General features: G+C 41.1%; 23 protein-coding genes. 3 read left to right on the forward strand and 20 right to left on the reverse strand.

Translation table 11 applies throughout. The features are described from left to right. Window positions 1–2 precede the first annotated feature (2 nt). From comX to degQ, 3 genes are all read right to left on the reverse strand, one after another. Entirely contained in the window at window positions 3–173 is a 171-nt protein-coding gene (gene comX / locus MKY83_RS15310) for a competence pheromone ComX (protein WP_012011107.1), read from the reverse strand. Then, window positions 151–1,074: a polyprenyl synthetase family protein gene (locus tag MKY83_RS15315; RefSeq protein ID WP_106029260.1), complete on the reverse strand. Its 924-nt coding sequence runs from the start codon at window positions 1,072–1,074 to the stop codon at window positions 151–153. Before MKY83_RS15315 ends, comX begins: the two co-directional genes overlap by 23 nt. Before the next feature lie 151 nt (window positions 1,075–1,225). Further along, a complete protein-coding gene (gene degQ, locus MKY83_RS15320; protein WP_003213123.1) occupies window positions 1,226–1,366 on the reverse strand; it encodes a degradation enzyme regulation protein DegQ in 141 nt (46 codons plus the stop codon). Window positions 1,367–1,871: 505 nt separating this feature from the next. Here degQ and MKY83_RS15325 point away from each other — a divergent pair. Then, a complete protein-coding gene (locus tag MKY83_RS15325) occupies window positions 1,872–2,225 on the forward strand; it encodes an inner spore coat protein (protein WP_113768032.1) in 354 nt (117 codons plus the stop codon). Window positions 2,226–2,255: 30 nt separating this feature from the next. Here MKY83_RS15325 and MKY83_RS15330 read toward each other — a convergent pair whose 3' ends face one another. The 9 genes from MKY83_RS15330 to MKY83_RS15370 all read right to left on the reverse strand — a co-directional run bounded on the left by MKY83_RS15330 (window position 2,256) and on the right by MKY83_RS15370 (window position 8,641). Then, on the reverse strand, window positions 2,256–3,482 hold the full coding sequence (locus MKY83_RS15330) for an HDOD domain-containing protein (RefSeq protein ID WP_106066310.1): 1,227 nt from the start codon (window positions 3,480–3,482) through the stop codon (window positions 2,256–2,258). A 141-nt stretch (window positions 3,483–3,623) separates the two neighbouring features. Beyond that, complete coding sequence (locus tag MKY83_RS15335) at window positions 3,624–5,093, reverse strand: nicotinate phosphoribosyltransferase (RefSeq protein ID WP_058013789.1); 1,470 nt, start codon at window positions 5,091–5,093, stop codon at window positions 3,624–3,626. 17 nt (window positions 5,094–5,110) lie between these two features. Next, on the reverse strand, window positions 5,111–5,662 hold the full coding sequence (locus tag MKY83_RS15340) for an isochorismatase family cysteine hydrolase (RefSeq protein ID WP_012011112.1): 552 nt from the start codon (window positions 5,660–5,662) through the stop codon (window positions 5,111–5,113). A 60-nt stretch (window positions 5,663–5,722) separates the two neighbouring features. Next, entirely contained in the window at window positions 5,723–6,130 is a 408-nt protein-coding gene (locus MKY83_RS15345) for a YueI family protein (protein ID WP_044140823.1), read from the reverse strand. 27 nt (window positions 6,131–6,157) lie between these two features. Next, window positions 6,158–6,406 carry a YueH family protein gene (locus MKY83_RS15350; protein WP_034660684.1) on the reverse strand — a complete coding sequence of 83 codons (249 nt, stop codon included), beginning with the start codon at window positions 6,404–6,406 and terminating at the stop codon, window positions 6,158–6,160. A 96-nt stretch (window positions 6,407–6,502) separates the two neighbouring features. Next, window positions 6,503–6,724, reverse strand: coding sequence for a spore germination protein (locus MKY83_RS15355; RefSeq protein WP_050944046.1), 222 nt, complete (start codon window positions 6,722–6,724; stop codon window positions 6,503–6,505). A gap of 98 nt (window positions 6,725–6,822) precedes the next feature. After that, window positions 6,823–7,044 carry a spore germination protein gene (locus MKY83_RS15360; RefSeq protein ID WP_065099075.1) on the reverse strand — a complete coding sequence of 74 codons (222 nt, stop codon included), beginning with the start codon at window positions 7,042–7,044 and terminating at the stop codon, window positions 6,823–6,825. Window positions 7,045–7,115: 71 nt separating this feature from the next. Next, on the reverse strand, window positions 7,116–8,219 hold the full coding sequence (locus MKY83_RS15365; RefSeq protein ID WP_003213254.1) for an AI-2E family transporter: 1,104 nt from the start codon (window positions 8,217–8,219) through the stop codon (window positions 7,116–7,118). Window positions 8,220–8,404: 185 nt separating this feature from the next. Next, entirely contained in the window at window positions 8,405–8,641 is a 237-nt protein-coding gene (locus MKY83_RS15370) for a YuzF family protein (RefSeq protein WP_003213721.1), read from the reverse strand. A 182-nt stretch (window positions 8,642–8,823) separates the two neighbouring features. Between MKY83_RS15370 and MKY83_RS15375 the strand changes: the two genes are divergently transcribed. After that, the gene (locus MKY83_RS15375; RefSeq protein WP_217012170.1) at window positions 8,824–10,308 is read left to right on the forward strand and encodes an alpha/beta hydrolase; all 1,485 of its coding nucleotides are present in this window, start codon (window positions 8,824–8,826) and stop codon (window positions 10,306–10,308) included. Here the strand turns inward: MKY83_RS15375 and MKY83_RS15380 are convergent. The 8 genes from MKY83_RS15380 to MKY83_RS15415 form a co-directional block, all read right to left on the reverse strand. Then, a complete protein-coding gene (locus MKY83_RS15380) occupies window positions 10,305–10,838 on the reverse strand; it encodes an HD domain-containing protein (RefSeq protein WP_003212819.1) in 534 nt (177 codons plus the stop codon). The two genes, MKY83_RS15375 and MKY83_RS15380, sit on opposite strands and share 4 nt — an antisense overlap. A 145-nt stretch (window positions 10,839–10,983) precedes the next feature. Then, window positions 10,984–11,727, reverse strand: a complete 744-nt coding sequence (locus MKY83_RS15385; protein ID WP_342488690.1) for a (S)-benzoin forming benzil reductase — start codon at window positions 11,725–11,727, stop codon at window positions 10,984–10,986. Window positions 11,728–11,826: 99 nt separating this feature from the next. Next, complete coding sequence (essA, locus tag MKY83_RS15390) at window positions 11,827–12,312, reverse strand: type VII secretion protein EssA (RefSeq protein WP_185106866.1); 486 nt, start codon at window positions 12,310–12,312, stop codon at window positions 11,827–11,829. Further along, the gene (esaA, locus tag MKY83_RS15395) at window positions 12,302–15,199 is read right to left on the reverse strand and encodes a type VII secretion protein EsaA (protein ID WP_342487452.1); all 2,898 of its coding nucleotides are present in this window, start codon (window positions 15,197–15,199) and stop codon (window positions 12,302–12,304) included. Before esaA ends, essA begins: the two co-directional genes overlap by 11 nt. Further along, window positions 15,196–19,671, reverse strand: coding sequence for a type VII secretion protein EssC (gene essC, locus MKY83_RS15400; RefSeq protein WP_342487453.1), 4,476 nt, complete (start codon window positions 19,669–19,671; stop codon window positions 15,196–15,198). The genes esaA and essC overlap by 4 nt, the downstream gene beginning before the upstream one ends. A gap of 51 nt (window positions 19,672–19,722) precedes the next feature. Then, window positions 19,723–21,036, reverse strand: a complete 1,314-nt coding sequence (gene essB / locus MKY83_RS15405) for a type VII secretion protein EssB (protein WP_265208448.1) — start codon at window positions 21,034–21,036, stop codon at window positions 19,723–19,725. 14 nt (window positions 21,037–21,050) lie between these two features. Next, window positions 21,051–21,290: an EsaB/YukD family protein gene (locus tag MKY83_RS15410; RefSeq protein ID WP_003213579.1), complete on the reverse strand. Its 240-nt coding sequence runs from the start codon at window positions 21,288–21,290 to the stop codon at window positions 21,051–21,053. Between the two features lie 95 nt (window positions 21,291–21,385). After that, complete coding sequence (locus MKY83_RS15415) at window positions 21,386–21,679, reverse strand: WXG100 family type VII secretion target (RefSeq protein WP_003213769.1); 294 nt, start codon at window positions 21,677–21,679, stop codon at window positions 21,386–21,388. Window positions 21,680–22,084: 405 nt separating this feature from the next. On the opposite strand from MKY83_RS15415, the gene MKY83_RS15420 reads away from it, so the two are divergent. Further along, window positions 22,085–23,314: a PucR family transcriptional regulator gene (locus MKY83_RS15420; RefSeq protein ID WP_044140830.1), complete on the forward strand. Its 1,230-nt coding sequence runs from the start codon at window positions 22,085–22,087 to the stop codon at window positions 23,312–23,314. The last annotated feature ends 41 nt before the right edge of the window (window positions 23,315–23,355 follow it).

A 23,355-nucleotide genomic window follows, 5' to 3' on the forward strand; every position in this document is an offset into this window, starting at 1 on the left:
ACTCAAGCAGTTGACCATATGATTGCTTTAATAACGTCTTCTTTCTGGAATCCGTCAACAATAATACTTGCAGTTTCTTGATCAACGTGAAGCAGTGATGCGTTCCCATTAACGATTTGATTTAATGTTGAAGGATTCTCCACTAAATAACTAACCAATTCCTGAATTTTCATCTTCTCCATCTCCAATTAAAAAAAGTATCAGTTTTTTCTTTTTTGAAGCCTCTAAATGTAGTTTCTTGAATGTTTCTTTAAACTTATTTCTGAGAAGGTTTCTCATAATAAATACATATTGTTGAGCACCAGATTTTTTTAATTTATCCTTTAATTCTTCAGAGCCGGCACTCTTATCCTTTGATTGAAAATACCTTAGCAAGTCTGAACTAGATGGATTAAACTCATTTTTCAAGTAAACTAGCGGTAATGTTTGCATTCTTTTAAAATCAATATTCTCTTTATTAAAAAGACCTAAATAGTCATTTTCAAGCTGCTCCGCCATTCCAAGATAATACGCATATTCTTCTACATTCTTTTCAAAAGAACCTGTTGCCAAGATAACCCCTAACACACAGGGTAACACAAACAGTGATCCTGCTTTTGACTTCATGATATTTAAACAATCCTGCTCATTCTCTGGCTCCAGTGTCATATCCATATGCTGTCCTTGCATTGATTGAATAGAATAAGTATATACACTGTGTAAAATTTCCGTTGCATGCTCAAGCTTTGAAAAGACTTCAAAACTCAATGTAAAAAGAACATTCGCCGCATTAATCGCAATTCCGCTCTGACATTTCATCCAAGGATACGAATCTTTATCCTGATCTTCGATATCATCTAATATATCGGCTGATAAGATGAGAAGTTCAATCCCTGCTGCCAATTGTGTAATCGCTTGCTTGTCTTGTCCGCCAAATGCCTCATAATGCTTGTAAGCCAATTGTCCAAAGGGAAATTCATTCTTTATATCTGTAAATTCTAAAAGCAGTTGCTGTAAATCTTTCTGCCTGACTGCATGTTGAATAAAATCAGACATATTCTGCTTGATTTTTGTATTCTCTAGATAGTTTAGCATACTCGGTCTTGTCCCTCACCCTTCCGCCTTTTATTTTACTAAAAAGACATGAGCAAATGTCCACTGACATCACTACTTAACAATTATATAATAATATATCCTTTTTTTGTATGTATTTGGATAAAAAAAAGACTTGATGATTATCAAGTCTTTAAGAAATTTTCACATATTCATATTTGTCGTATTGATCAATGCTTTTGTTAATGTTATGAAGAGAAGCCGTTGTTTCTCTAATTTCGTTTTCAAGTTTCCATAATAATTGTTTAAGTTCTTCGATTTCATACTTTTCCATCGATTCCACTCTCCTTTTTTGGAAGATCAATGTATTTGTGTATGGTGATTGGGTCATAAGTATTTGATCTGTTACTAACAGTGTAAATGTAATTGAGTATTTTTTCACCGAAAAGTATGCACAAAATGTGTGCGTGATACCGCAAAATTCAATAGGTCTTTTTTCATCATTTTCTGACTTTTCAAATCATACTTTTATCTTAATTTCAAAGGAACTTCGTCATTTTTGCGACAAGAATAGGCATCATTCGTCACACTTCTCTCACAACAGAACATACGATCCCTTCTATAACCTCGGTTTTGCGTGTTATAGGTCAGACGACAGACCCCATTGTGGACACCGCAATTTTTTGGCGACATTCACCGAAATTGACCGCAAAAGTACCTATTTTTATGTTGGATTTATAAAGATAGAAAGATCATTTTGATTCTTTATTCTGATTTTCTACATACATTTAGAACAGATATCCGTCCAATTTCACGTCAATGAGAGAAGAGGTGACCACGTGTTTTACTATGTTCCTTATCCTGCTTTGCAAGGTCCCGCAATGAGCCGTGCATATTCGCGCACGCCTATGACTTTTCCTCCAGTAGATGCCCACTCGTTTCAACGAGCCGCAAAGGAATCAGCCCGACTTGTTGCTGATGCTTCACTTATTACACAGCAGATTTCCAGCTCACTTTCGTTTGCACAGCGGATCATGGAGGCTGCTGAGCGCTCTGATTCGACAAGTGTCATCAGAATGCTGAAACAAATCGGTGTGAAAAGTGGTATTGACATCCGCTTTAGTCCAGAAGGCATTCGTATCTACTTGTCTCTCGCCTCTAGCAGACTGTTTCTTCTTTTACAGTGGGCATAACAAAAAAAGCCGCTCTGACGTGAGCGGCTTTTAAGATTCAAACATTTTATGACACCATTCAATGGCTTCTATATAACATCCGTAGGCTTCTTGCTTCGGGAGATTCCCATCTAACATCTCATCATCCCATTCATTTCGTTCAATCCGTTTGGCTACACCGAGTACAAATGAATAATCATTTTCATAGCCAAGCAGTGCCTCGCCCACTTCATCAGAAAGTGGCAGCTCTTTTACAAGTTCTGTGATATCTGCCCTGACAAGTGTATCAATGAGAGAAAACATGCCTGTCAGCATATAAGAGGCTGGGTGCTCTCGTTCGGTACGACTCGCAATCAGTTCACACGTTTTCGCCCGAATGAAGGACATTTTAATAATTTCTTTTTGGCTTGAGTTAGCTTGAACATTCAATTCTTTAAATGAAAGAATAAAGATCCAGCGCCTAATTTCATTAAAACCAAGCAGAATAATCGCCTGCCGAATACTTTTGATTTGATAAAGACGTCTCATGCCGCCTGAATTGAGCATTTTTAATAATTGGTATGATAGCGAAAGGTCACTTTCAATAAAATGTGTCACGACCTGGATATTCGGCTGTTCCTTGCTCAGCTCATTTAAAAGCTGGTGGTACGCATGGAAGCTGGTCGATAATGCTCGTCCTGATATGACATGCGGCTCACTAAAGAAATACCCTTGAAACAAATGGAAGCCAGCTTCTAGCGCTTCTTCATATTCTCTTCGCGTTTCCACCTTTTCTGCAAGGAATCGAAGTCGATATTTTTTATAGGTATGTAGAATTTTTCTACGTTCTTCCGATGTGGTCTTTAGAAAGTCAATTTTTAAAATATCAATGCAATAGAGGAGTTCGTCAAGCAACTTGTCACTGAAATGTGATCCGCTTAGAAAAAAATCATCAAGTGCAATCGTATATCCCCATTTTTTTAATTCCTTACATCTCATAATAAGTGCCGGGGTAATCGGGACATTTTCTAATATCTCGATCACAAGCTGATGCGGATCAAAATAGGTGAGCAGATCAGACGAAAGTAAGCTTTCGGTGAAATTAATGTAGCATCTTTTGCCTTCTGTCAATGTTTCGATGCCGATATTTAAAAAACTGTTAATAATGAGGTCCGTTGTCGCTTGGTCACCATCTTCAGCGCTATATGTATTGGTTTCACTATCTCTATAAAGTAGCTCATATGATACGACTTGTTCTTTTCTGTTAAAAATAGGCTGTCTCGCAACAAACACCCTCAACTGCTCCAATCCTCCTTTATGCAATGACAAACAAGATGTGCTTTCAGTATACCAAATGATTGCGCTTATGGTTCAATTTGAATCGGTCAAAAAATAAAAAAAAGAGATCACCCGGCTTGATGATCTCCTTTTCTTCCAACATTAGCTTTCATAAAGCTCTAGTTTAATTTTATTTTTCACGTCATGGATAAACTGCATCTTGTTATCCCAGCATTTTTGACTCAAATCGACTGGATATTCTTCTGGTTTGCTGATTCGTTTATATTCCTCCCAGAAAAGTCCGAGGCTCTCCTGCACATAGGCTTGAATCGTTTGAATATCCGGATTGTCATATACAAGTTTTCCTTGTTCGAAAATCGGGACATGTAGATCCTTCGCCACAAAGTTTGTGACAAATTTGCTGATAAATGTGTGCACAGGGTGGAACATTTTCAGCTTATCCTCACTATGAACATCTTCCTCTTCGAGCGCAATGTAGTCACCCTCTGAGTGATGATTCAATTGGTTGATAATGCGGTACACACGTTTACGTCCTGGTGTTGTCACTTTCTCTGGGTTGGATGAAATTTTGATGGTGTCATTCATCTTACCATTCTCTTCAATGGACACAAGCTTATACACTGCACCGAGAGCTGGCTGATCAAATGCTGTGATCAGTTTTGTTCCAACACCCCACACATCAATTTTGGCACCCTGTGCTTTTAAATTCATGATGGTATGTTCATCGAGATCACTTGATGCAATGATTTTTGCGTCATGAAATCCAGCTTCATCCAGCATCGTTCTAGCTTTTTTAGACAAGTAGGCAAGGTCACCACTATCAAGTCTGACACCAATAAAGTTGATCTTGTCTCCGAATTCTTTCGCTACCTTAATGGCATTCGGAATACCGGATCTCACGGTATCATACGTATCGACTAAAAAGACACAGTCTGTATGGGTTTCAGCGTATTTTTTAAATGCCGTATATTCATCACGGTATGCTTGTACAAGTGCGTGAGCATGTGTTCCTGACACTGGGATGTTGAAGCGTTTCCCAGCACGAACATTACTTGTCGCCTGAAAGCCGCCGATGAGTGCCGCTCTTGCTCCCCACATTGCTGCATCCATTTCATGTGCACGTCTTGTTCCAAATTCTAGTGCTGTCTCGTCTTCAATGATTCCTTTAATCCGAGCTGCCTTTGTTGCAATCAGCGTCTGGAAGTTCACAATATTCAACAAGGCGGTTTCGATTAGCTGCGCTTCTACTAGCGTTGCCTCGATGCGCATAATCGGTTCATTTGCAAAGACAATTTCGCCTTCCCGCATTGAATGAAGGGAGCCTGTAAAGGACAACCCGCTTAAATAATCAATGAAATCGCTTTTATAACCGAGTTCGTCTTTTAAATACGCTAGATCACTTTCGGTGAAGGAGAAGTCCGATAAATATTCAATCGCTTTCTCTAAACCAGCAAATACAGCGAAGCCATTGTCAAATGGAAGCTTTCTGAAGAAGAGTTCAAACACTGCCTTCTTCTCATGAATGCCGTCTCTCCAATACGTTTCTGCCATGTTAATTTGATAAAGGTCTGTATGTAGTGATAAACTGTCGTCAATAAACCGATGCTCCAACTTCCATTCTCCTTCCCTTACTTAACCACTTTCGCACCAAGCGACTGCTCAAAGTGAGAAAGTGCCCACTCGTGCCCCGCTTCATTAAAACTCGCTACAGCATTCTCGTGAATCACAAGTTCAAAGCCTTTATTGTACGCATCAACAGCTGTATGAAGTACACAAATATCGGTACATACGCCGGCTAAATGAAGTTCAGTGATGCCACGCTCGCGCAGTTTCATTTCTAATTGAGTGCCTGCAAAAGCAGAGTATCTTGTTTTTTCCATATAGTAGACATGTTTTAAATGCTTTGACGTGTGAAATAGTGAACTTAGTTTGCCATAAAGTTCAATTCCCTTTGTCCCGCGAATATTATGGGGCGGAAATAACTTTGTCTCTGGATGATAAGGGTCTTGCTCCTCATGATGATCGACTGCAAAGACGACAAAGTGCCCTTCATCAATAAAAGAAGAAGTGATCTCTGTGATCTTAGGCTCAATCGCCTGTCCAGGCTTTCCGCATGTCAATTTTCCATCGTCTGCAACAAAATCAACGGTATAATCAATACAAATCAATGCTTTGCCCATCCGCATCTCTCCCATATGCTCTTTTGACTCATTATAGCTTATTCATTTCACTAGGGAAACCTATTCAACAGATTCGTGAGCAAAAGCCTTTTGAAACAGCTCATCTTCTATATAGATGTGCTCTTGATTGACCGCATTCGGCAGCTCTATCACAAGACCAAAAGGTGAATGTGCCTCATGATGATTCACCACTTTAAAGGAACATCCAGCGGCATTAGCCATTTTCACATATTGAGAATAAGAAGCATAGGACAACTCACCATTTAAAAGAACAGTGGCCTGACGGTTGACCTTTAATATTTGTTCGACCTCTTGATACGGTTTATTTCGTGATACCTGTCCCTTTGTCAGGGCAAGAAGCGCTCGTTCTCTTAATGACCCGAGAAACATTCTTCGTTCATCGGGTTTTGTTTCAGCATGTCCAAATATCCCTTGCTGCAAATAAAAGTCTACGGATTCTTCTTTCATCGCTGTTTTCACTCCTGGTTTTAAAATTTACATTTCTGTGACCCAGTGCACAATCTTTAGTGCAAGTTCACGGGCTTCGTCTGTTTCTGCTCTTTCCATTAAGGATTGCTCGAGCGTATGGATCAGCTGCTCTTTTTCGTCCTCGTACGCAATGGAGATACTCCATTCAATATCAGGTACGGCAACAAGCGTTTTATATTCTTTTTTATTTTCATGTAAATATACATTGTAGGTCTTTGGTTGTCGGCTTGTGATGTGTGCTTTTCTAATTTTCATTTGACTCTGTTCACACCTCTTTTTTCTTCTTACATCCATATCCATTGTACCATAAAAAAAGACAGCTTCTGAAAAGGAATTCCCTTTCAAAGCTGGCTACGCATTGAAGCTTTTTTGCTGACTAATAAGATTTGAATCCCAAACAAAAGTGACGTTTGGACTGTTAAAAAATTGGACGAGGTCCCCTGCATTATAGGTACCTGAACCACCGGCGGAGTGATCAACACTTTTTGGTGAAATGGCAAAAACATCACCGAAATGTGCCGCCCCATTTCCGTACACACGATCTATATGAATAGGTCCAACAATCGCTGGCATTGCTCCACCACCTTTTCTATCTACATCATATGCCCAGCTCAACAATACGTGTATCACAAATAAAAAAGACAGCTGATACGTCATCACCAGCTGTCTTTCTATGCATTAAATGATTGAGGCTGGTCAAACAATGTGAAGTCCCAAAGCATCGTCGCATTTGGATCACTTGTAAGAGACATATAATCACCTGAATTAAAGGCTCCAGCCCCGCCAGTCGAGTGGTCTACAGCTAAAGGAGCAATGGCCAGTACATCACCGAAAGTAGCTGCACCATTTCCTCCTAATGACTCGATATGAATAGGTCCAACGATTGCAGGCATCAAAATCTCCCCCTATCTGCTTATGTCAATCATCTTATGCAGAAAGGGAAAAGTTGTGCATTTGTCCTGACTTAGACGTTTAAATGCTGTTCTTTACGAGACCGCTGACGCAGCTGAACCAATCTGACAATATTCAGGGTGATGGCTTTGAGCAGTGCATAGACAGGAACCGCAAAGATCATGCCAAGGATGCCACCAAAGCTTCCTGCCCCAATTAATAACAGGATAATGGTCAAAGGATGTGTGTTCAGGCGTTTCCCAATGATCAATGGAGAAATGACATTTCCGTCAATTTGCTGCACGACAAGAATCACAATCACTGTCACCACTGCTTTTCCAGGCGAATCAAGAAAGGCAATCAGCACAGCTGGTGCCGCTCCAAGATATGGTCCAAGGTATGGAATCACATTTGTGACCGCAATGATAATACCGAGAATAAGCGCATATTTCACACCAATTAATAAGTATCCAATAAAACAAGCGACTCCGACAAACAAACAGACAATAATCTGCCCCTGTATGTAGGCTGCGAGCGTGTCGTTTAATTCTTTGAAGATCTTGAGCCCTTCCTTGCGGTAAGGCATTGGTAAGAACTGAACGAGCTTGTCCGGAAACTTATGCCCGTCTTTCAGCATATAAAATAAAATAAATGGAACTGTGATGACGGCTAAGGCAATATTCGCAATCACGCCAAACACTGCAGACATGCTTGAAGCAATGTTTTCCGGTAATGCCTTTAATGTCGAAACGACCGTCTGTTCAAACTTTGAGACAGACACATAATCTTGGCTCATCATCCAAGTAAATGTTTTAGAATGCGAAAAGTCATTGATAAATTTCTGCATGTCCGTCACATATCCAGGGAAGCTTTTGACAAGTCCGCCTAACTGCGTGACAATGACAGGTCCGGCAGCATTGACGATGAATGTGATGAGTCCGATGAACAGGAGATAAATAATCAGGATGGCGAGTGACCTAGGAATCTTCTTGGACAAGAATCGCACAATTGGATTAAAAATGAAAAAGAGAATACCTGCCAGCAAGATAGGGACAAACAGTGTTGACGCAAATAAAATAATCGGCTGAAATAAAAACGAAACCTTTGTTGATACATACACAATGAGTAAAACAAGTAATATTTGGAATGTCCAAAAATGAACTTTAGATTTTAACAAAGATGCTCCTCCTGTTACATATTGATCTTATTAAAAAACTACTATTCAACCCACCTTCTGTCAACTGCTTCTTGTTTTTAGAACCTCATTTTTTGAAAAAAAAAGAACAATTGGTATATCATGCACTTTTTCTAGATATACATTCTATAAGCATGAAAAAAAGCAGACACCTATGCGTCTGCTTGTTACACTCTTTCACTGTGATCAGGCATCACCGACACGATTTGCTGGATCCGCACATAAAAAACTGATTTCGCCCCCGCTTCTATGACAATATGATCCGGCATGACTTCCTTCAATTTCCCACGGACCGTATCTTTCACTGTTTGCACAATTAATCTCATACCGACCACTTTCTGCAATGTTTGATAAACATATGGATCAACTAATGAAACAAGCTGTGGACTTCCTTGTTGTGCCATACTACTCGCCCCTTTACTTGTGTATTTACCCACAGCGTATGCATGAACCCATGTGAATGTCACTCAGAGCAATCCCACAACATCAATACCATATTTTAACAACAGGTACGTTTTTACATTTTTTAGAAGTATAATAGATTGGTGCTGCCAACCATTTAAATCATTTGAAGAGGTGAATTGTCTTGAAAAAACTCATCTATATTGTTTTTGTCATGCTCTTTCTTTCCTCTGCAAGTTATGCGTATGCAGGCACAATTGGAGATCCACCTGGGACGCCAGGGAAGTGGTTTAAAGGAGAAGAGCCCGTTCAAAAAGACGGATCAAAACCACCACTTGTTTTTGTTCATGGCATTAACAGCTCCTCCTCCACTTGGTCCGATCGAAACGATATGGCAAAGCAGGCTGTTCTGAACGGATACGAAAGCGCATTCATAGATTTGTATCCAGATCAGGACATGAAAAAGAACGGCAAACTATTAGCAGAAAAGCTCAAAGAAATCTATGATGCGTTTGGTAGAAAACTCATTGTGATTGGTCATAGTAAAGGAGGGGTCGATACACAGTCCGCCCTGGTGTATTTCAAAGCCCATCCCTATGTGGAAAAAGTCATTACTCTCGGCTCTCCTCATAACGGGACACCGCTTGCGGATCTAGCGTATAGCAAGGGCGGAAGCTGGCTTGCGGAAATTCTTGGACAAAAAAGCGACGCGCTTTATTCTTTGCAAACCGGTCTGATGGCGGCTTTTCGAAGTGAAACGGACCAGCTAGAGGCGTTCCCCAATAAATATGTCACCTACTCTGGCTCGGAATGGGGAACATTTGGCGGTGCGCTATATTTAGGCGGCATGTATTTAAAGAGCTTTGGTGCAAATGATGGTGCCGTCACGGTAAACAGCACAAGACTATCGTATGCAAACAATATTTTAACAGGAAAATGGGATCACTATTCAATCAAAAACGGCACAAGTATGTTTCCTGTGTTCCAGCATCAGCTGCTGGCAAATGCCGCGAGCGCTGAAAATAAACATAAAGAGGAACAAGAGCCCGTCTCTGCTGAGCTCAATACAGATGTTTATGTGAAAGGTGGAGAAAGTGAAAAGGATAAAACAGAAGCGTTCTATGTAGAGGAAGGAACGAATGGCTTATCGATCCAGTGGTTAAATGAAAGGCAGGAGACGCAGCCCGAAATCATTGCCCCAAATGGAGATGTCTTAACAAACCTTAAGACATCGGAAGCATCTTTCCCATATGAAGGCGCATATTCACACCATGTAAAAATCAATAAACCCGTTCCCGGAAAATGGACGATTCAATCGAATTCAGGAAAAAAGGCTCCTTATCTGCTGCTTGTATCCTTTGATTCACCATTAAATGAAGAAATTAAAGAAGCTGCATCGAAATCAGGGGGTGCATCGACCCATTCAAGCGGTCTGATTAAGCGGTTAAGCAAATCAGTGGAAACCAATTACTTTAAAGACGCACAAAAGGATCATCCACTGAAAACAAGTACCTCATCAGCTATTCAATTGAAAAAAGAAGGTGCTTATTCCGTCACGGTGCAATACACTGGACTCACTACGTCAGGGACATCTGCGTTTAACCGTACCGTTATTCGAACATTGTATGTCGATCAGCACGGAACGATTCATGGAGACATTCCATATTAAACAGAACGTTTCATGGGCTGGAGTGCCTGCTGCACTTTCTGATCCAAATCAGCAATTTTTTTCATTGCGAGTGATTCGTCTATTTGTCTGTAATGGTGGTGTCCGCCAGGCTCTTCATCCATTTCATCTGCTTTCTTCACAATTTGTTGAAGTGTGTCCTTATGAAGGTCGCCCTCTGGCAAATAGGAATCTGTATGAAGCAGAATCGCAAGTGCAATATCTTTGGCTGCTTTTGGTTCCTCCCCGAGCCGTATGAGCAGTTTATGTGCCCGCTCTGCACCTTTAATGGCATGAATATCATTTCGTCTATATGTCTCGTAATCCCACTCTCCGCCGGCTGTATACCATTCATAATGGCCAATGTCATGTAAGAGCGCTGCTTTCACAGCCAGATCTGGGTTAATCCCAGCCTTCATCGCCAGCTTGAATGCGTGATAAGCACAAGCAATCGCATGGGCTTTTCCTGAACGATTTAAATACTTTTGAGCAACTGGATGGGTGTAAACATCCATTAATGTAACCTTTCTCATGGAAACCCCTCCTTATCTATATTTTTAGCATCCTAACATATTCTGAAAAGAAACTCAAATGTTCTGTTATATTTTCTATGAGTCTCAAGATTAGCTTATGTCAAATTAACCGGTTTTGCTTGTACAATACGGAAAAAAGCAGTCGTTATGACTGCTTTTTTCCATAGTCACGTGCATCGTATACGCAGCCGCCAGCTGGATCATCCGCTAAAAGATCGAGCAAAATACTTGCGACTTCATCTGGACTCTTCAAAGTACCTGTTTCATATAATTGCTGAAAACGTTCAATTTGTTCGAAGTCCTGTTTTGATGATTTCCGAATCTCTCCCTGCATATCTGTATCAATCGTGCCTGGGGAAAATGAAAACGTGTTGATTGGATACGCCTCGTCCTGCTGTTCCTCATGCAAAGTCCTCATAAACATATCAAGTCCTGCCTTTGAGCTGCAATACGCACTCCAGCCTTTATAAGGATTTTTCGCCGCTCCAGAAGAAAGGTGAACAATCGATTTCTTTCCATTAAATGATTGAGTCTGCTTAACAAACACATGGCTCAGTAAAACAGGAATCACAAGATTCAGCGTATAATGCTGATGAAGCATATCCTGTCCGCCTTGCCCCACACGCTTGATTGGTGTCACCATGCCTGCATTATTAACGAATAAGATGTCATCAGCTGCTGCCAGTGTTTGCGGCGTGAGACAATCTTGAAGCCATTTGGCTGCTGCTTTCTCATCTGTCAGGTCGACCTGTGTATGTGTAAGCTTCGGATGAGAAATCGGTGATGCACTTCTTGCTGCCGTGTACACATGATCTCCGCGTGAGAGCAGCCGGTTCACAAGTGCTAGGCCAAATCCTTTTGATCCGCCTGTAACGATTGAAATTCGAATGACAATCTCCTCCCTTGATAACCTTATTTTACGTAGTGAAACGGTACGACTTCAAGCAATCTGCATAAAGAAAAACCTGCCTCTTTTTAAAGAGACAGGCTATTTCTTCTCAGCCTTCACATTCACCTTTGGAATTAGAATAAACATCACAACGATGCCAAAGACGATTAAGAAACCAAAGATGATCGGAAGCAGTGCGGATGACTGTTTCTTGTGATCATCGCCAGAAGGTGCCGATACAGCGGCATCACGAAAAGAGATATTCATCTTTTCCATCATGTGTGCTGATGTTTTGGGCGGGTTCTCTTTTAGATCACTGAAAAGCTGCGGAGAAAGAGACCCTCCCGGAGTTTTAGGCGGTTCAGCAAAATGAATGTCTGTTTTAACTGTTGATGTCTTTTTGCTTTGTTCGTATTTCGTTTGATCCCTCAATATACTTGAGTTAATATTGAGTTCTTTTTCTTGATATTCATTCGGCCTGACATTTGTATCCGTATCTTCACCAGCAGCGAAAGCAGCAGGAATGAGGAGAAAAAGGGACATGACACCAAGTGCCATCCCTTTCACGAACAGATTAAGCCTCATGAGTCACATCACGTTCCTCCGTTTTATCTTTCCATAGCTTTGTCACAAGCGGGATGGCCATGAAGAGGACAGTTAAAATCACTAATCCTATAACACCCATTCCAAAGTGATCTCCATTTCCATATTGGATGGACAGGTACACGTCTGTCACTGGATTTGTGAAATGGAAATTCGGCATCACCAAATCAATTAATGGTGCGACAAAGAAGAAAATAAGCGCCGTTGCTGCCATCCATCCGGCAATAGAGCCGAAATGGAACGCCGTGCGAATAAAGGCGGAACAAGTCACTAATAGTAAAATCGTGAAAATGGACCATTGAATCGCTTGATCATCTGCAAGCTTGTAAATGTTCAGTCCGAACAAGCTGATCATGAGTCCGACTAATAGATTTAAGATGCCAAACAGTGCACCTTTAACCAGCATCGGAGCTGCCGCATAATACGAGCTGAAAAAGCCAATTAACAAACTACTGATCATCACAATGACCAAAATGACCACTGGCGGTACAGTCTGCGTTTTTTCTTCTGGTACATCACCACTGATTTTCAGCGGATTGGCTAAGTGATTATACACATAGTTGCTGTTGCCTTGATCGCTTAATGTGTTTCCTAAAATACCTTTCAAATCTTGCTGAACAAGTTTCGTGGAATGAACATTCTTGCTCCAGTTTTCATTCAGCGTATCCGCTTTTTCTTGGACCGTTGTGACACTCTCTTCAATGTTATTCGTATAATCCGCCACCCCTTTTTGGCGATCGGTTAACGAACTCATATTTTCAGAAAGTCGAAGCACTTCCTGACCAATTGAATCCTGCGCACTGACAACAATAGAACTGCCTGCAAGGTCTGCCGTATACACTGCATCTCCTTGATCAGCCATTTGCTCCGCAACATTGTCCGCACTATCAGAAATTGTGTTTAATTCCTGTTCCATGCTTGCCTGCTGAGTCGAAATGTATTCTGCATAGCCATCTGAAAACTTCTGCATCTCATCAATAAAAGTAGCCACATCATCGTTTGACGTCAGCATTTGTTTTTTGAGCGTATCCCAGTTGTCTGTTTCCTCTTTTTTGATGGAGAGGATGGACTGGATATTCTCTTCTTTTGCGTCATATAAAGAAGAGTTATTAGATGGTTGATAGACATTTGCGATCATCAGCTCTAGCTGAGAGAGTTGATTGGAATACTCCATTAATTTTTTAGTTCTTGTTGATTTTGTTTCGAACTTTTTCTCAAAAAGATGATCGCTAAAGGCATGACTAATCGGTGAGTTACTGCGCTTCAGCTCTTTTACTTTGCTTACAATGGATGATTCTTGATTTTTGATTTCATTCGGAATGACGTTATATCGATCTTGTAACCATAGAATCATCTTTTCAAGTTTATCTACTTTTTTCGTCAGACTCTCAAGCTCTTTACTCATTTGACTCACTTTGTCTTTCAATTCGTCATTATGAGCAGCCGCTTTTTCTTGAATTTTCTTTTTCACTTCATCTAAGCGAGTTGAGAGTGCTTTTAGGTCATCCTGCGATGAATTCTTGCTGCCGCTATCTGGCTGAGCAGGATTTTCACCACTTTCACCTTCTTCCCCATCTCCAGCCGAAGGCGGTGTCTCCTGTTCTCCTAATTGATCCGCGAGGTCGTTCATTTCTATTGAAATTTGCGAGAGCTCATTTGTTTCTTCATCTAGGTTAATCCCAATCTCTTCTGGGTTTTCATTATCTTGATCTGATGGCCCGTCATCTTCAGAATCAACTGGCGGGTCAGGCTCGTCCATCAACTCTTGCCTTTTTGCCAATAGCTTTGTCTGCAAGACTGATATCTTATTTCGATAGTCTTCTAAGTAACGATCTTCATAGTTTTTAATTAGTTCCTTCTGAGACGCTATCACAAGTTCCGTTAATCCCGTCGATTGCTTAGGAATGGCTTCTTCTCTTGACTTTTGAACAGATTGGATGGCGCTGTCCGTTGTGTTCAGCTGACTTTGTACCCCGTTGATGTCTGTTTTGAGTCCGCCCATTTGATCACTAAAGCTGCGGGCATTTTGGTTTTGGATATCAGCGAGCTGTTTGAGCCCCTGCTGGATTTGTTTTTGGTTTGTCGATTGCGCTTTGATCAAGAGGTCCTTTTGTTTGTCTTGATACTGCTGGTACTGATCGACTACTTTCACAAAGTCCTTTAACTGGTTCTTTGCTTCTTCTGTTGTAGTCAGACCGTCTTTATACTGTTTCTGCGAGTCGGTCATCGCATTTTTTAATTCTTCTATTTGTTTCTTCTGCTGCTGAACCGCGTCTGATAGTTTGTTTGAGTTTGGCTTATAGAAGTTATACATCGTGTTTTGGAATTCGACTTCTTTGCCGACAATATGCTCAAACTCTTCTCTGACATTGCCGATTTCCTGTGATACAAAACTCCAGTATAACGTCGACATCTGTTCATTCATTTTCTTTTGCGCATTTTCCAGCTCTCTTTGCACTTTCTCTTTATTGACTGAATTGAGCTGATCTTGAATGGAAAATTGAATGGATGCCTTTTCAGGATGGTCTTTATCATAGCTCAGCACATTTTTAGAGAAATCAGACGGAATATAGAGGACAGCGTCATACTTTCTGCTTTTCAGTCCATTTTCCGCCGCACTGCGGTTCACTACGGTCCATGTATAATCTGGACGCTCTGATAATGCGGCGACGACATCTTGTCCGAAACGAGCGGTGTTTTCACTTTCGCTCGCTCCCATATCCTCATTGACCACAGCAATATTACGTGTGGCATTCTTTTTCTGTTTTGCCGGATCATCTCCAATGAGGTGGAAAAATAAAACCGGCAGAACAAGAATCAATATCATCGTCGATACGATTTTGATGGAGCTTTTTTGCTGCTCTGTCATTGAACACTCTTCCTTTCTACCGCACATAAAGGAACCTGAATTTTCTTCTCTTTCCCGTTCTCAACCAAATACCCGAAGCCTGGCTGAATATCTGGTTCTTGTCTTGCATACGGAAGCGGTATGATGTTTTGCTCTGATTTTTTCATGAGTAACATGGCATGACGAACTTGTTTGATTTCGTTTGTGAGTGCATCATAGCCTTTACTGAATTCGGTATGATTTCCTGATGCGATCAGGCTAAAGCCTAGGTGCGCATATGATTTCATGAAATCAGCCAATTGATCTTGAAGACGCGGGTCGATTGTCTGCTGAAAACGCGTGATCCCATCAACCACAAGCACAATTTGAGGGAACGACAACTGATCAGTCTCTCCCCGGCGCACAGCTTCGACGTACATCTCTTCCCGCACCTTGAATAAACGGTCTATTTCCTCTGCCCATTCGGTGATATCATCTTTTGTTTCAAGGTAATCAATGTTCTCTTCTTTTGCATAATGAGAGAGACCCCGATCAATCGAATCAAAGACGGCCAGCTTCTCAGGTTTTGCTGCTAAAAGCTGATCAAGCATCAGTTTTGTCACATTTGTTTTCCCTCGCTGCGTTTGACCGATGATGAGGCAGTGTTTATTCTTCTTCAAGTCAAAGTAAACAGGTGCAACAGATTCCTCATCTAGTCCAACTGGAATGTCATAAGGCTGTTTTTGTTCTTCTAAGCGATTCTCTAGCTCCCAAATGGTTAGTTTATCAGGAAGCATTGGTACAGGTTTTGGTTTTTCAGCTGATTCAAAGCGATCATGAAGAAGCTGAATCTCTTGTTTCAAATGCTCAAACAGCTCGAGATCGTTCTCTCCTTCAACTGGTAGGAACATTTGTGCAAAGTAAAGCTCTTCTTTGTTGATAATGACTCGCCCCGGAATCGGCTCTAAGCTAAATTTCGGTCTGCCAATAATCGAGTACGCCTCTCCTTGATCCATTAAGTAATGGACGACCTTTGTTTTCAAGTTGTTCATAAGAGATTGGCGGACTGCATTTACCCGAGTCGCTGTAATCAAGAAGTAAATTCCTAATGATTGACCATCACGGCTCAGCTGGATAAATTCAGATTCAAGTTCATGCATTTCGTCTTTGACAATGTCAAAGTTGTCGATCACGATGAAAATGAATGGGAGCTTTTTCTCATTTAAGGCGTTGTACATTTTGATATGACTCATTTCTTGCTGCCTGAATAACCGCTTGCGGTATTCAACTTCTTCCCGCAGACGCGTCATCGACTTTTGAATCTTTCTCATTTGATCCATTAAGAAATAATCCGCCGTGTGCGGCAGTTTGGCTAACGGAAGCAATGTTCCGTTTCCGAAGTCATAAATGTACGCATGCCATTCTTCCGGTGAATATCTCTCCGCAAAGCTCATGAGCAGTGTTGTGGCAGCAAGTGATTTTCCGTAGCCGGAGGAACCAAAGATGCCAATGTTTCCATCCTCCATCATGTGATAAGAAAGTGGATGCTGGCTTTGCTGATCTGGCTCATCGACAAGCGCAAAATGGAAGACATGCTCTTCACTTGACGCATAACGTGATTTTGGAATCCGTTCTTCGAGCGGTGGAAGCCAAGGACTTGGGAGCTTCTCAATCCCAAGCTCCTGCTGCATACGTTCAATTTCATCCACAACAGCAGAAATCTCCGACACTGTCTCCTTTTTCACAGCCGGCTCTGTACTTACCCCAGATAACGGAATAAGTCCAGTATCAGTCACAATGGCAATGTCATCTTCTGATCCGTAGCCATCTTCCATATAAGGCGCACCGCTCCAAGCTGATTGGAACAATTCATAGATTTCATTGTTTCCTACTTGTAAGTAGCCGCGGCCTGTAACGGTAATAGACGCCGCATCACTATTTTTCAATATTTCCTTACTGTCTGACGCATCTTGTACTTTTAGTGCGACCTTAAAGCGGGAGTTACTCCAAATCTGATCATCGATCACCCCACCTGGTTTTTGGGTAGCCAAAATGAGATGAACCCCAAGGCTTCGGCCGATACGTGCAGCACTGACAAGCTCTCTAATAAAGTCGGGCTCTTCACTTTTTAATTCAGCGAACTCATCAGAGATTAAGAATAAATGAGGCATTGCCTGTTCAGCCTTTTTCTCCTTATAGAGCTTCGTATAATCATTGATGTGATTCACATGATATTGATCAAACAAGCGTTGTCTTTTCTTCAATTCACTTTTAATTGAGGCAAGCGCTCTTTCACTAAAGTTCTTACTGCCTTCAATATTGGTGATCGTGCCAAGTAAATGAGGAATATTCCGGAACGGCTGCGCCATTCCGCCTCCTTTATAGTCAATCAATAGGAAAGCGACTTCATGCGGGTGAAAGTGTACAGCGAGCGATAAAATGTACGTCTGTAAAAATTCACTTTTCCCTGATCCTGTTGTTCCCGCCAACAGGCCGTGCGGGCCGTGTGCTTTTTCGTGCAGGTTCAGATCCACAATGTCATTTTTTCCTTTATAACCGATTGGAACAGAGAGTGATTTAGCCGTTTCTGATGTGAGCCACTTTTCACGAATGTCAATCTCGTCTACCTGTTTGGCATGAAAAAGATCAAGGAAGGAGACCGTTTCAGGAATCGAATTGGTCATGCCAACTTGATGATCTAATGTTCTCAGCGTTCTGGCAAATAGCTCATTGTCCCCTCGCTCATGTGTATCCAGCTGAAATGGAATTCGGACGGCTTTCTTGTGCTGAATGAGAATATCTCCTTCTTCCTCGTTAATATAACGGACAAGCGTCGAGATGTTTTCAGCTAAGCTTTCCTTTGTTTCAGCAGCAAAAATAATGGAGATGCCAAGGTCAGTTCGGCTGCTTTCTAAATATTCTAAAATCACATGTTCCGCAATGAGCTCATGATTTGTCACGATAAACACAAAGTGAGGCGTAAAGATCTTCTTCTCTTTTTCTTCTTCTAGATCACGCTCACGTAAAATTTCATAAATGGAGGACAACAGCTGATCGCGTGTTTGTTCGTTGTAAATAAACCCTTTGCCGTATGTATGAGGCAGCTGGAAATGCGGAAGCCATTTCATCCATTCCCAATTCTCATACTCTTGCTCATGAAAAATAAACACAAATCTTAAATCATGATAGCTATGCGAGAAAGCAAGCTGTCCGACAAGCTGATGAAGCTCCTTTTTTACAATGGCTGGCTTTCCAATCAATCCAGTTGGGCCATCGGCAAGACCGAATGTGATAGGTACATCCTTCACTTCACGATAGACCTGTTGCATGTGCTGCGTTTGTTCCATTAAGTCATCGATATCACGATTGGCCATATCACCGCCGCTCATCGATAGTTCATAGCTTGACGGAACTGCGCCCGTCCCAAGACGCAGCTGCAAGAAATCATCACTCACAAGTGTTTTTTCCCAAATTCGGCCGCTAATTTCTGACGTTAAATACTTCATTTGTTCAAATGACGGATAATGATACGTCAAAATATATTGCTGGCGGTCGTAAAGCTCTTGCAGCTCTTTTCGTTTATTTTCTAAGTAAAGAGAATAGACTCGCTGCCGTTTCTCTTCCCGTCTTTTGCGTTGTGATTTCTCTTTAAAGTATTGAACAGACGATGTGATTAATGTCATGATAAACATCGCCATCGACACGACAATAAAGATTCCGCGCGGCTGGACAAGAGCGACAATTCCCATCACAAGAAGCATCACAAGCGGCGGGAGGACAACAAGCCAAAGCCCTCTGCTGTTATTTTCGCTCTCCTGCGAAGGAAAGCTAAAGGAAACCCGGTCATCTGGCAGATCATAAATTAAACGTGGTGTTCGTCTATATAAAGGATATTTTTGTTTTGTTTCTGTGCTTGGTGCTCTTGTTTTTTCCAAACGTGTTTGAAATGGTTCATATGCAGTCACCTGCAATAAATCATCATCTTTCAATGTCACCGTCAGAAAGTTCCAGAACAGCTCATCTCCAGCATCAATTGTCTCTGGACCGTGAATTTTTTTCCCGTTCACATAAATCGTTTCGTCCTGAGGCATGACGTACCAAGTTCCTTCGATTTTCTCCAAAGTAAACTGTCTCGCATCTTGAAACATAGAATGCGCTTGTTCTTTCCACACATCGATCTCATCTTTGTTCTCACGTGAAAAAGACAGCTCGACTCTATTTCCTAGGTAATAAATGTGTTGATCATGATGTGCTTCCATTAAAATAAGTGTCAGTGTATTAAGCTTATATGGTTCATGTGGAAGCAATGTGCCTTTCTTCTCTTCACCCTGATAAATGGAAAAGCCATCATTCGGTTCATCGGGAGTTAAACGGATGACCCCTTCATCAAACGAAAGTGAAGGGATTGTCACCGTATGCTCTATTTCAGGTCCAATCACAGCTTCTCGATTGAACTGCTCGTCTAAACGGACGGTTTGATAATCCTCCTCATAAAAAACCCAAAGAAGACCCAAACGCTCCACCTCCTCATGGGACAGCACCAACTGTCAGTTGTATCGAAAGAATTATTTTTTCTCATCTTTTTTCGTCTGAGAGGTTTTCTTTTTCGCTTCAGATTCTTTCTCTTTTTTCTCTTGATCGGTTTTTGACTGCTCTTTTTGTTCAGCTGTTTCATCTGTTTGGCTTGCGCCCGAGGAGTCATTGGTGCTTGTCTCCGTTGTTTCTTTTTCTTCATATTTCGCCATTTCCTTAATGATCGGATCTAGCTGTTTTTGTTTTTCTTCAGCAGAAAGACTGTCATCGTTTTGAATGTCATTGCGGTAGGCGACGAGTGCCGTAAATATGTACCGGTCGTCTCCAAGTACCCGTGCAATATCAAGTGCTTCCTTGCTATTGCCTTGTCCGATATGAATCCAGAAAAGGAAATATTGCGGATCAGTCTGTAATGTGTATGTATCTGTGATTTCTTTTTTATGCTGATCGAGTAACAGATTGCCTTGATTTGTTTGTACATACGAAATGGCCAGTTCATATTGAAGAGAGACCGGCATTTGATTGGCTGAATATTTTTCTAACGTATCCACCACTTGGCTGTACTGTTTGTTGAGATAATATTTGTTTGCCTCGACATACGCTTCTTGTTTCGGCATTGCAAAAAAGAAGGTGTAGATGGTGTACACCAATGCAGGGATTAATAGGACAAGCAGACCTAGTCCGACATATCGTTCGACCTTCCATTTCTTTTTCGGAATGGTCAATAGCGTTTTCTCTTTCGTTTCAATCGCTTCGATCTTTTGCTGAATCAGGGCAGACAATTCTTCCAGAGACTGCGTTTCGCTGATCTCTTTTGCCAGTTCAGATAATTTCAGCGTCTCGCAGTAAGCCACATATTCTTGAAACTGATATTCATGGTCCACCACTCGAAGAATGACGGCTTTGACCTCTTTTAACAGACGATGCTCATCCGTTTCATATGGCGGGATGCTTTCTTTGACGCCGTAATGCAAAAGTGCAGGAGCTAAGCCTTGATGAAAAACAATGTTTTCAGGAGAAACAATAGGATGCAGCCGCTTCACGTCGTGTTTGCACACTGCATCGACAAGCTGGTATGAAAAAATCCATTTGCTTTTTTCATCCTTCGCATGGATGAAACGAAATTCCTGATAGGCAGGAGGCGGTTGAATAGAAATAATGACCTCATCTTCAGTTAATTGAATCTCTTTTTTGAATGAAGGATTGATGTCTTTGATTGGTGCCGCTTCTAAACCGTCTAAGAGTTTAATGGTCTCTCTTTGAAAAATGAAGCTGTAGGTGACACCCTCTTTTTTCATCACTGCTTCTAATTGTTCTTCTAAATAGGAACTCTTTTTATCTGCCATTTACAAAAGTCCTTTCATAGTATTTCCAGCCTGTCTCCTGTGGTGATTCCACAGTCTGACAGCTTATATTCGCCTGAAAACACAGCTTTCTTATTGACTACTCGCACCCAGCCGCCTTCTCGCTTAGGAAGTGAGATTTGTTTTGCCTGCCAGGCGATATGGATGACTTGTTTAATATGTAAATAATTTGATAGTCTCAAATCAAACACACTGCCATCATAATTTTTTAAGTCGATGGTAATATCGATATACACAAATTTCCACCTCACAAAATAGAAAGAGCGCCGGCATCCATTGACAGACTCGGCGCTTTTTCTGCTTTTCACACTTAGAAAGGAAATCCCTTTGATTAGCCGCGGATTTGGCTGGCGATGTCTTGGTCAGTGCTTTCAAGTGTATTTGCCGTTTGATCAAGCTGATTGCTGACATCTGTTAATAGATCAGACATTTTGATGAATGAAGGCTTTAACTGCTCGTATTGATCAGCAAATGCTTCACTAGAAGCACCTTCCCACATTCCTTTTAAATCTGAGATCATTCTATTTAGACGATCAACTTGGTTTAACACTTCTTGACTTTCAACACCATATTGCTTAGCGGTCGCTCTTAGTTCTTCTGGGGTTACACGAATAATTCCTGACATATTCCTCATTACCTCCCGTGCATAGCCGCCATATAATGGGCTAATCCACTTATTTTTTGACGTTATTATTATAAAAACAGAAATGATACACAGTCAAACAAATCTGTTTTTATTTTACAAAATGAGTCTATAGAATTACTGTATTTTCGCTTTTTATCTATTATTTAACATTTTTTTGGTCATATATTCTTAATAAGTGTAGACACACTTCACTGAATCTTTCCGCCTATTGATTTATTACTACGTTATTATTGTACTATTTCTTTTTCGCCATCTTTCAGCATCGATGCGCTCGCTTCTCATAGCGATCTCTTTTTTAAATTTATGGCATTTTGTTATTGATTTACGTACCTCTTTCTCTTCATAATGTAAGTACGTGAAATATTCGAAAAAGCAGGGGTTTTTATGACAAAAAAGACGGATCCATTTAAGTATAGTCTTGATCGTTTAGAGGATGTGGCAGACCAAATTAGTGATGTGCTCAATTGCCCTATTACTATAGAAGATACGCATCATCGATTGTTGGCTTATAGCACACATAATGATTTTACTGATCCCGCCAGAACTTCAACCATTATCTCCCGCCGCGTACCGGAAAAGGTCATTAATCGGCTTTGGAAGGACGGCATCATTCCTACACTTCTTAAAACAGACGAACCGCTTCGTGTCCCTCAAATTGCAGAGGTGGGTTTATCTAGCAGGGTTGCCATTTCAATCTGGAAGGACAAAGAAGTACTCGGATTTATCTGGGCGATTGAATCCACGCAGCCTTTTTCAGAAGAAGACATGGACCTTCTGAAGATGGCAGCACATGCTGTTAAAAACAAATTACTTAACTTACAAATTCGTAAAACGAAAACAGAAGTACGCAATCAGGAGCTTTTTTGGAAGATGCTCACAGGTCATATTCATGAAAAGGATGAGATGCTCGACCTATTTTTAAGACTCGGCATCAGATGTCCAGACACGTATGCCATCATCATCTTCCGCCTTCGTGACGAACTCACAGAGGACACAGAAAAAAAGCTATCTTATCTGCTTGAAACAACGCAGCAAGTCCAAGTGCTGTTAACGACTGTTGATTTTCACGAATTCATTATTCTTGTCTCACCAAAAACAGAGCACCCGCTGCAGGATATTAAACAATTCACAAGCGGCATGCTGCAGCAGCTGTCTGACCGTTATCATATCCATCACGTTCAAGCAGCGATTGGTGGAATTTACGATAACATCTCTCATATTCAGCCATCCTATAAAGAAGCACTCGCTGTATTAAAAACAAAAGAGCGCTTCCCTGTTGAAACCGAACGTTTACACAGTTTTTCTGAACTTGGTATTTATCAATATTTAGATGTCCTCGCTGAAAAACGAAGGGGCTCATCTTACTCCAGTTACTCATTATCAAAGCTGGAAGATTACGACCTGAGGCACCATTCCAACCTAGTCGAAACCCTTGAACGATTTATTGACTGTGACAGCAATGCCAATATTGCGGCAAAGCAATTAAACATCCACATCAATACATTGAATTACAGATTAAAACGCATTACAGACATTGCAGAAATCGATTTAAAAAACATGAATGAGAAAATGACCATATACCTTGATATGAAGCTAAAAAACGTCCATTTGTGAAATTTCACAAAGAGGCGTTTTTTTATTTTTTATTTCAACCG

The organism is Bacillus sp. FSL M8-0266 (assembly GCF_038613425.1).
GTDB classification, from domain to species: domain Bacteria; phylum Bacillota; class Bacilli; order Bacillales; family Bacillaceae; genus Bacillus; species Bacillus pumilus.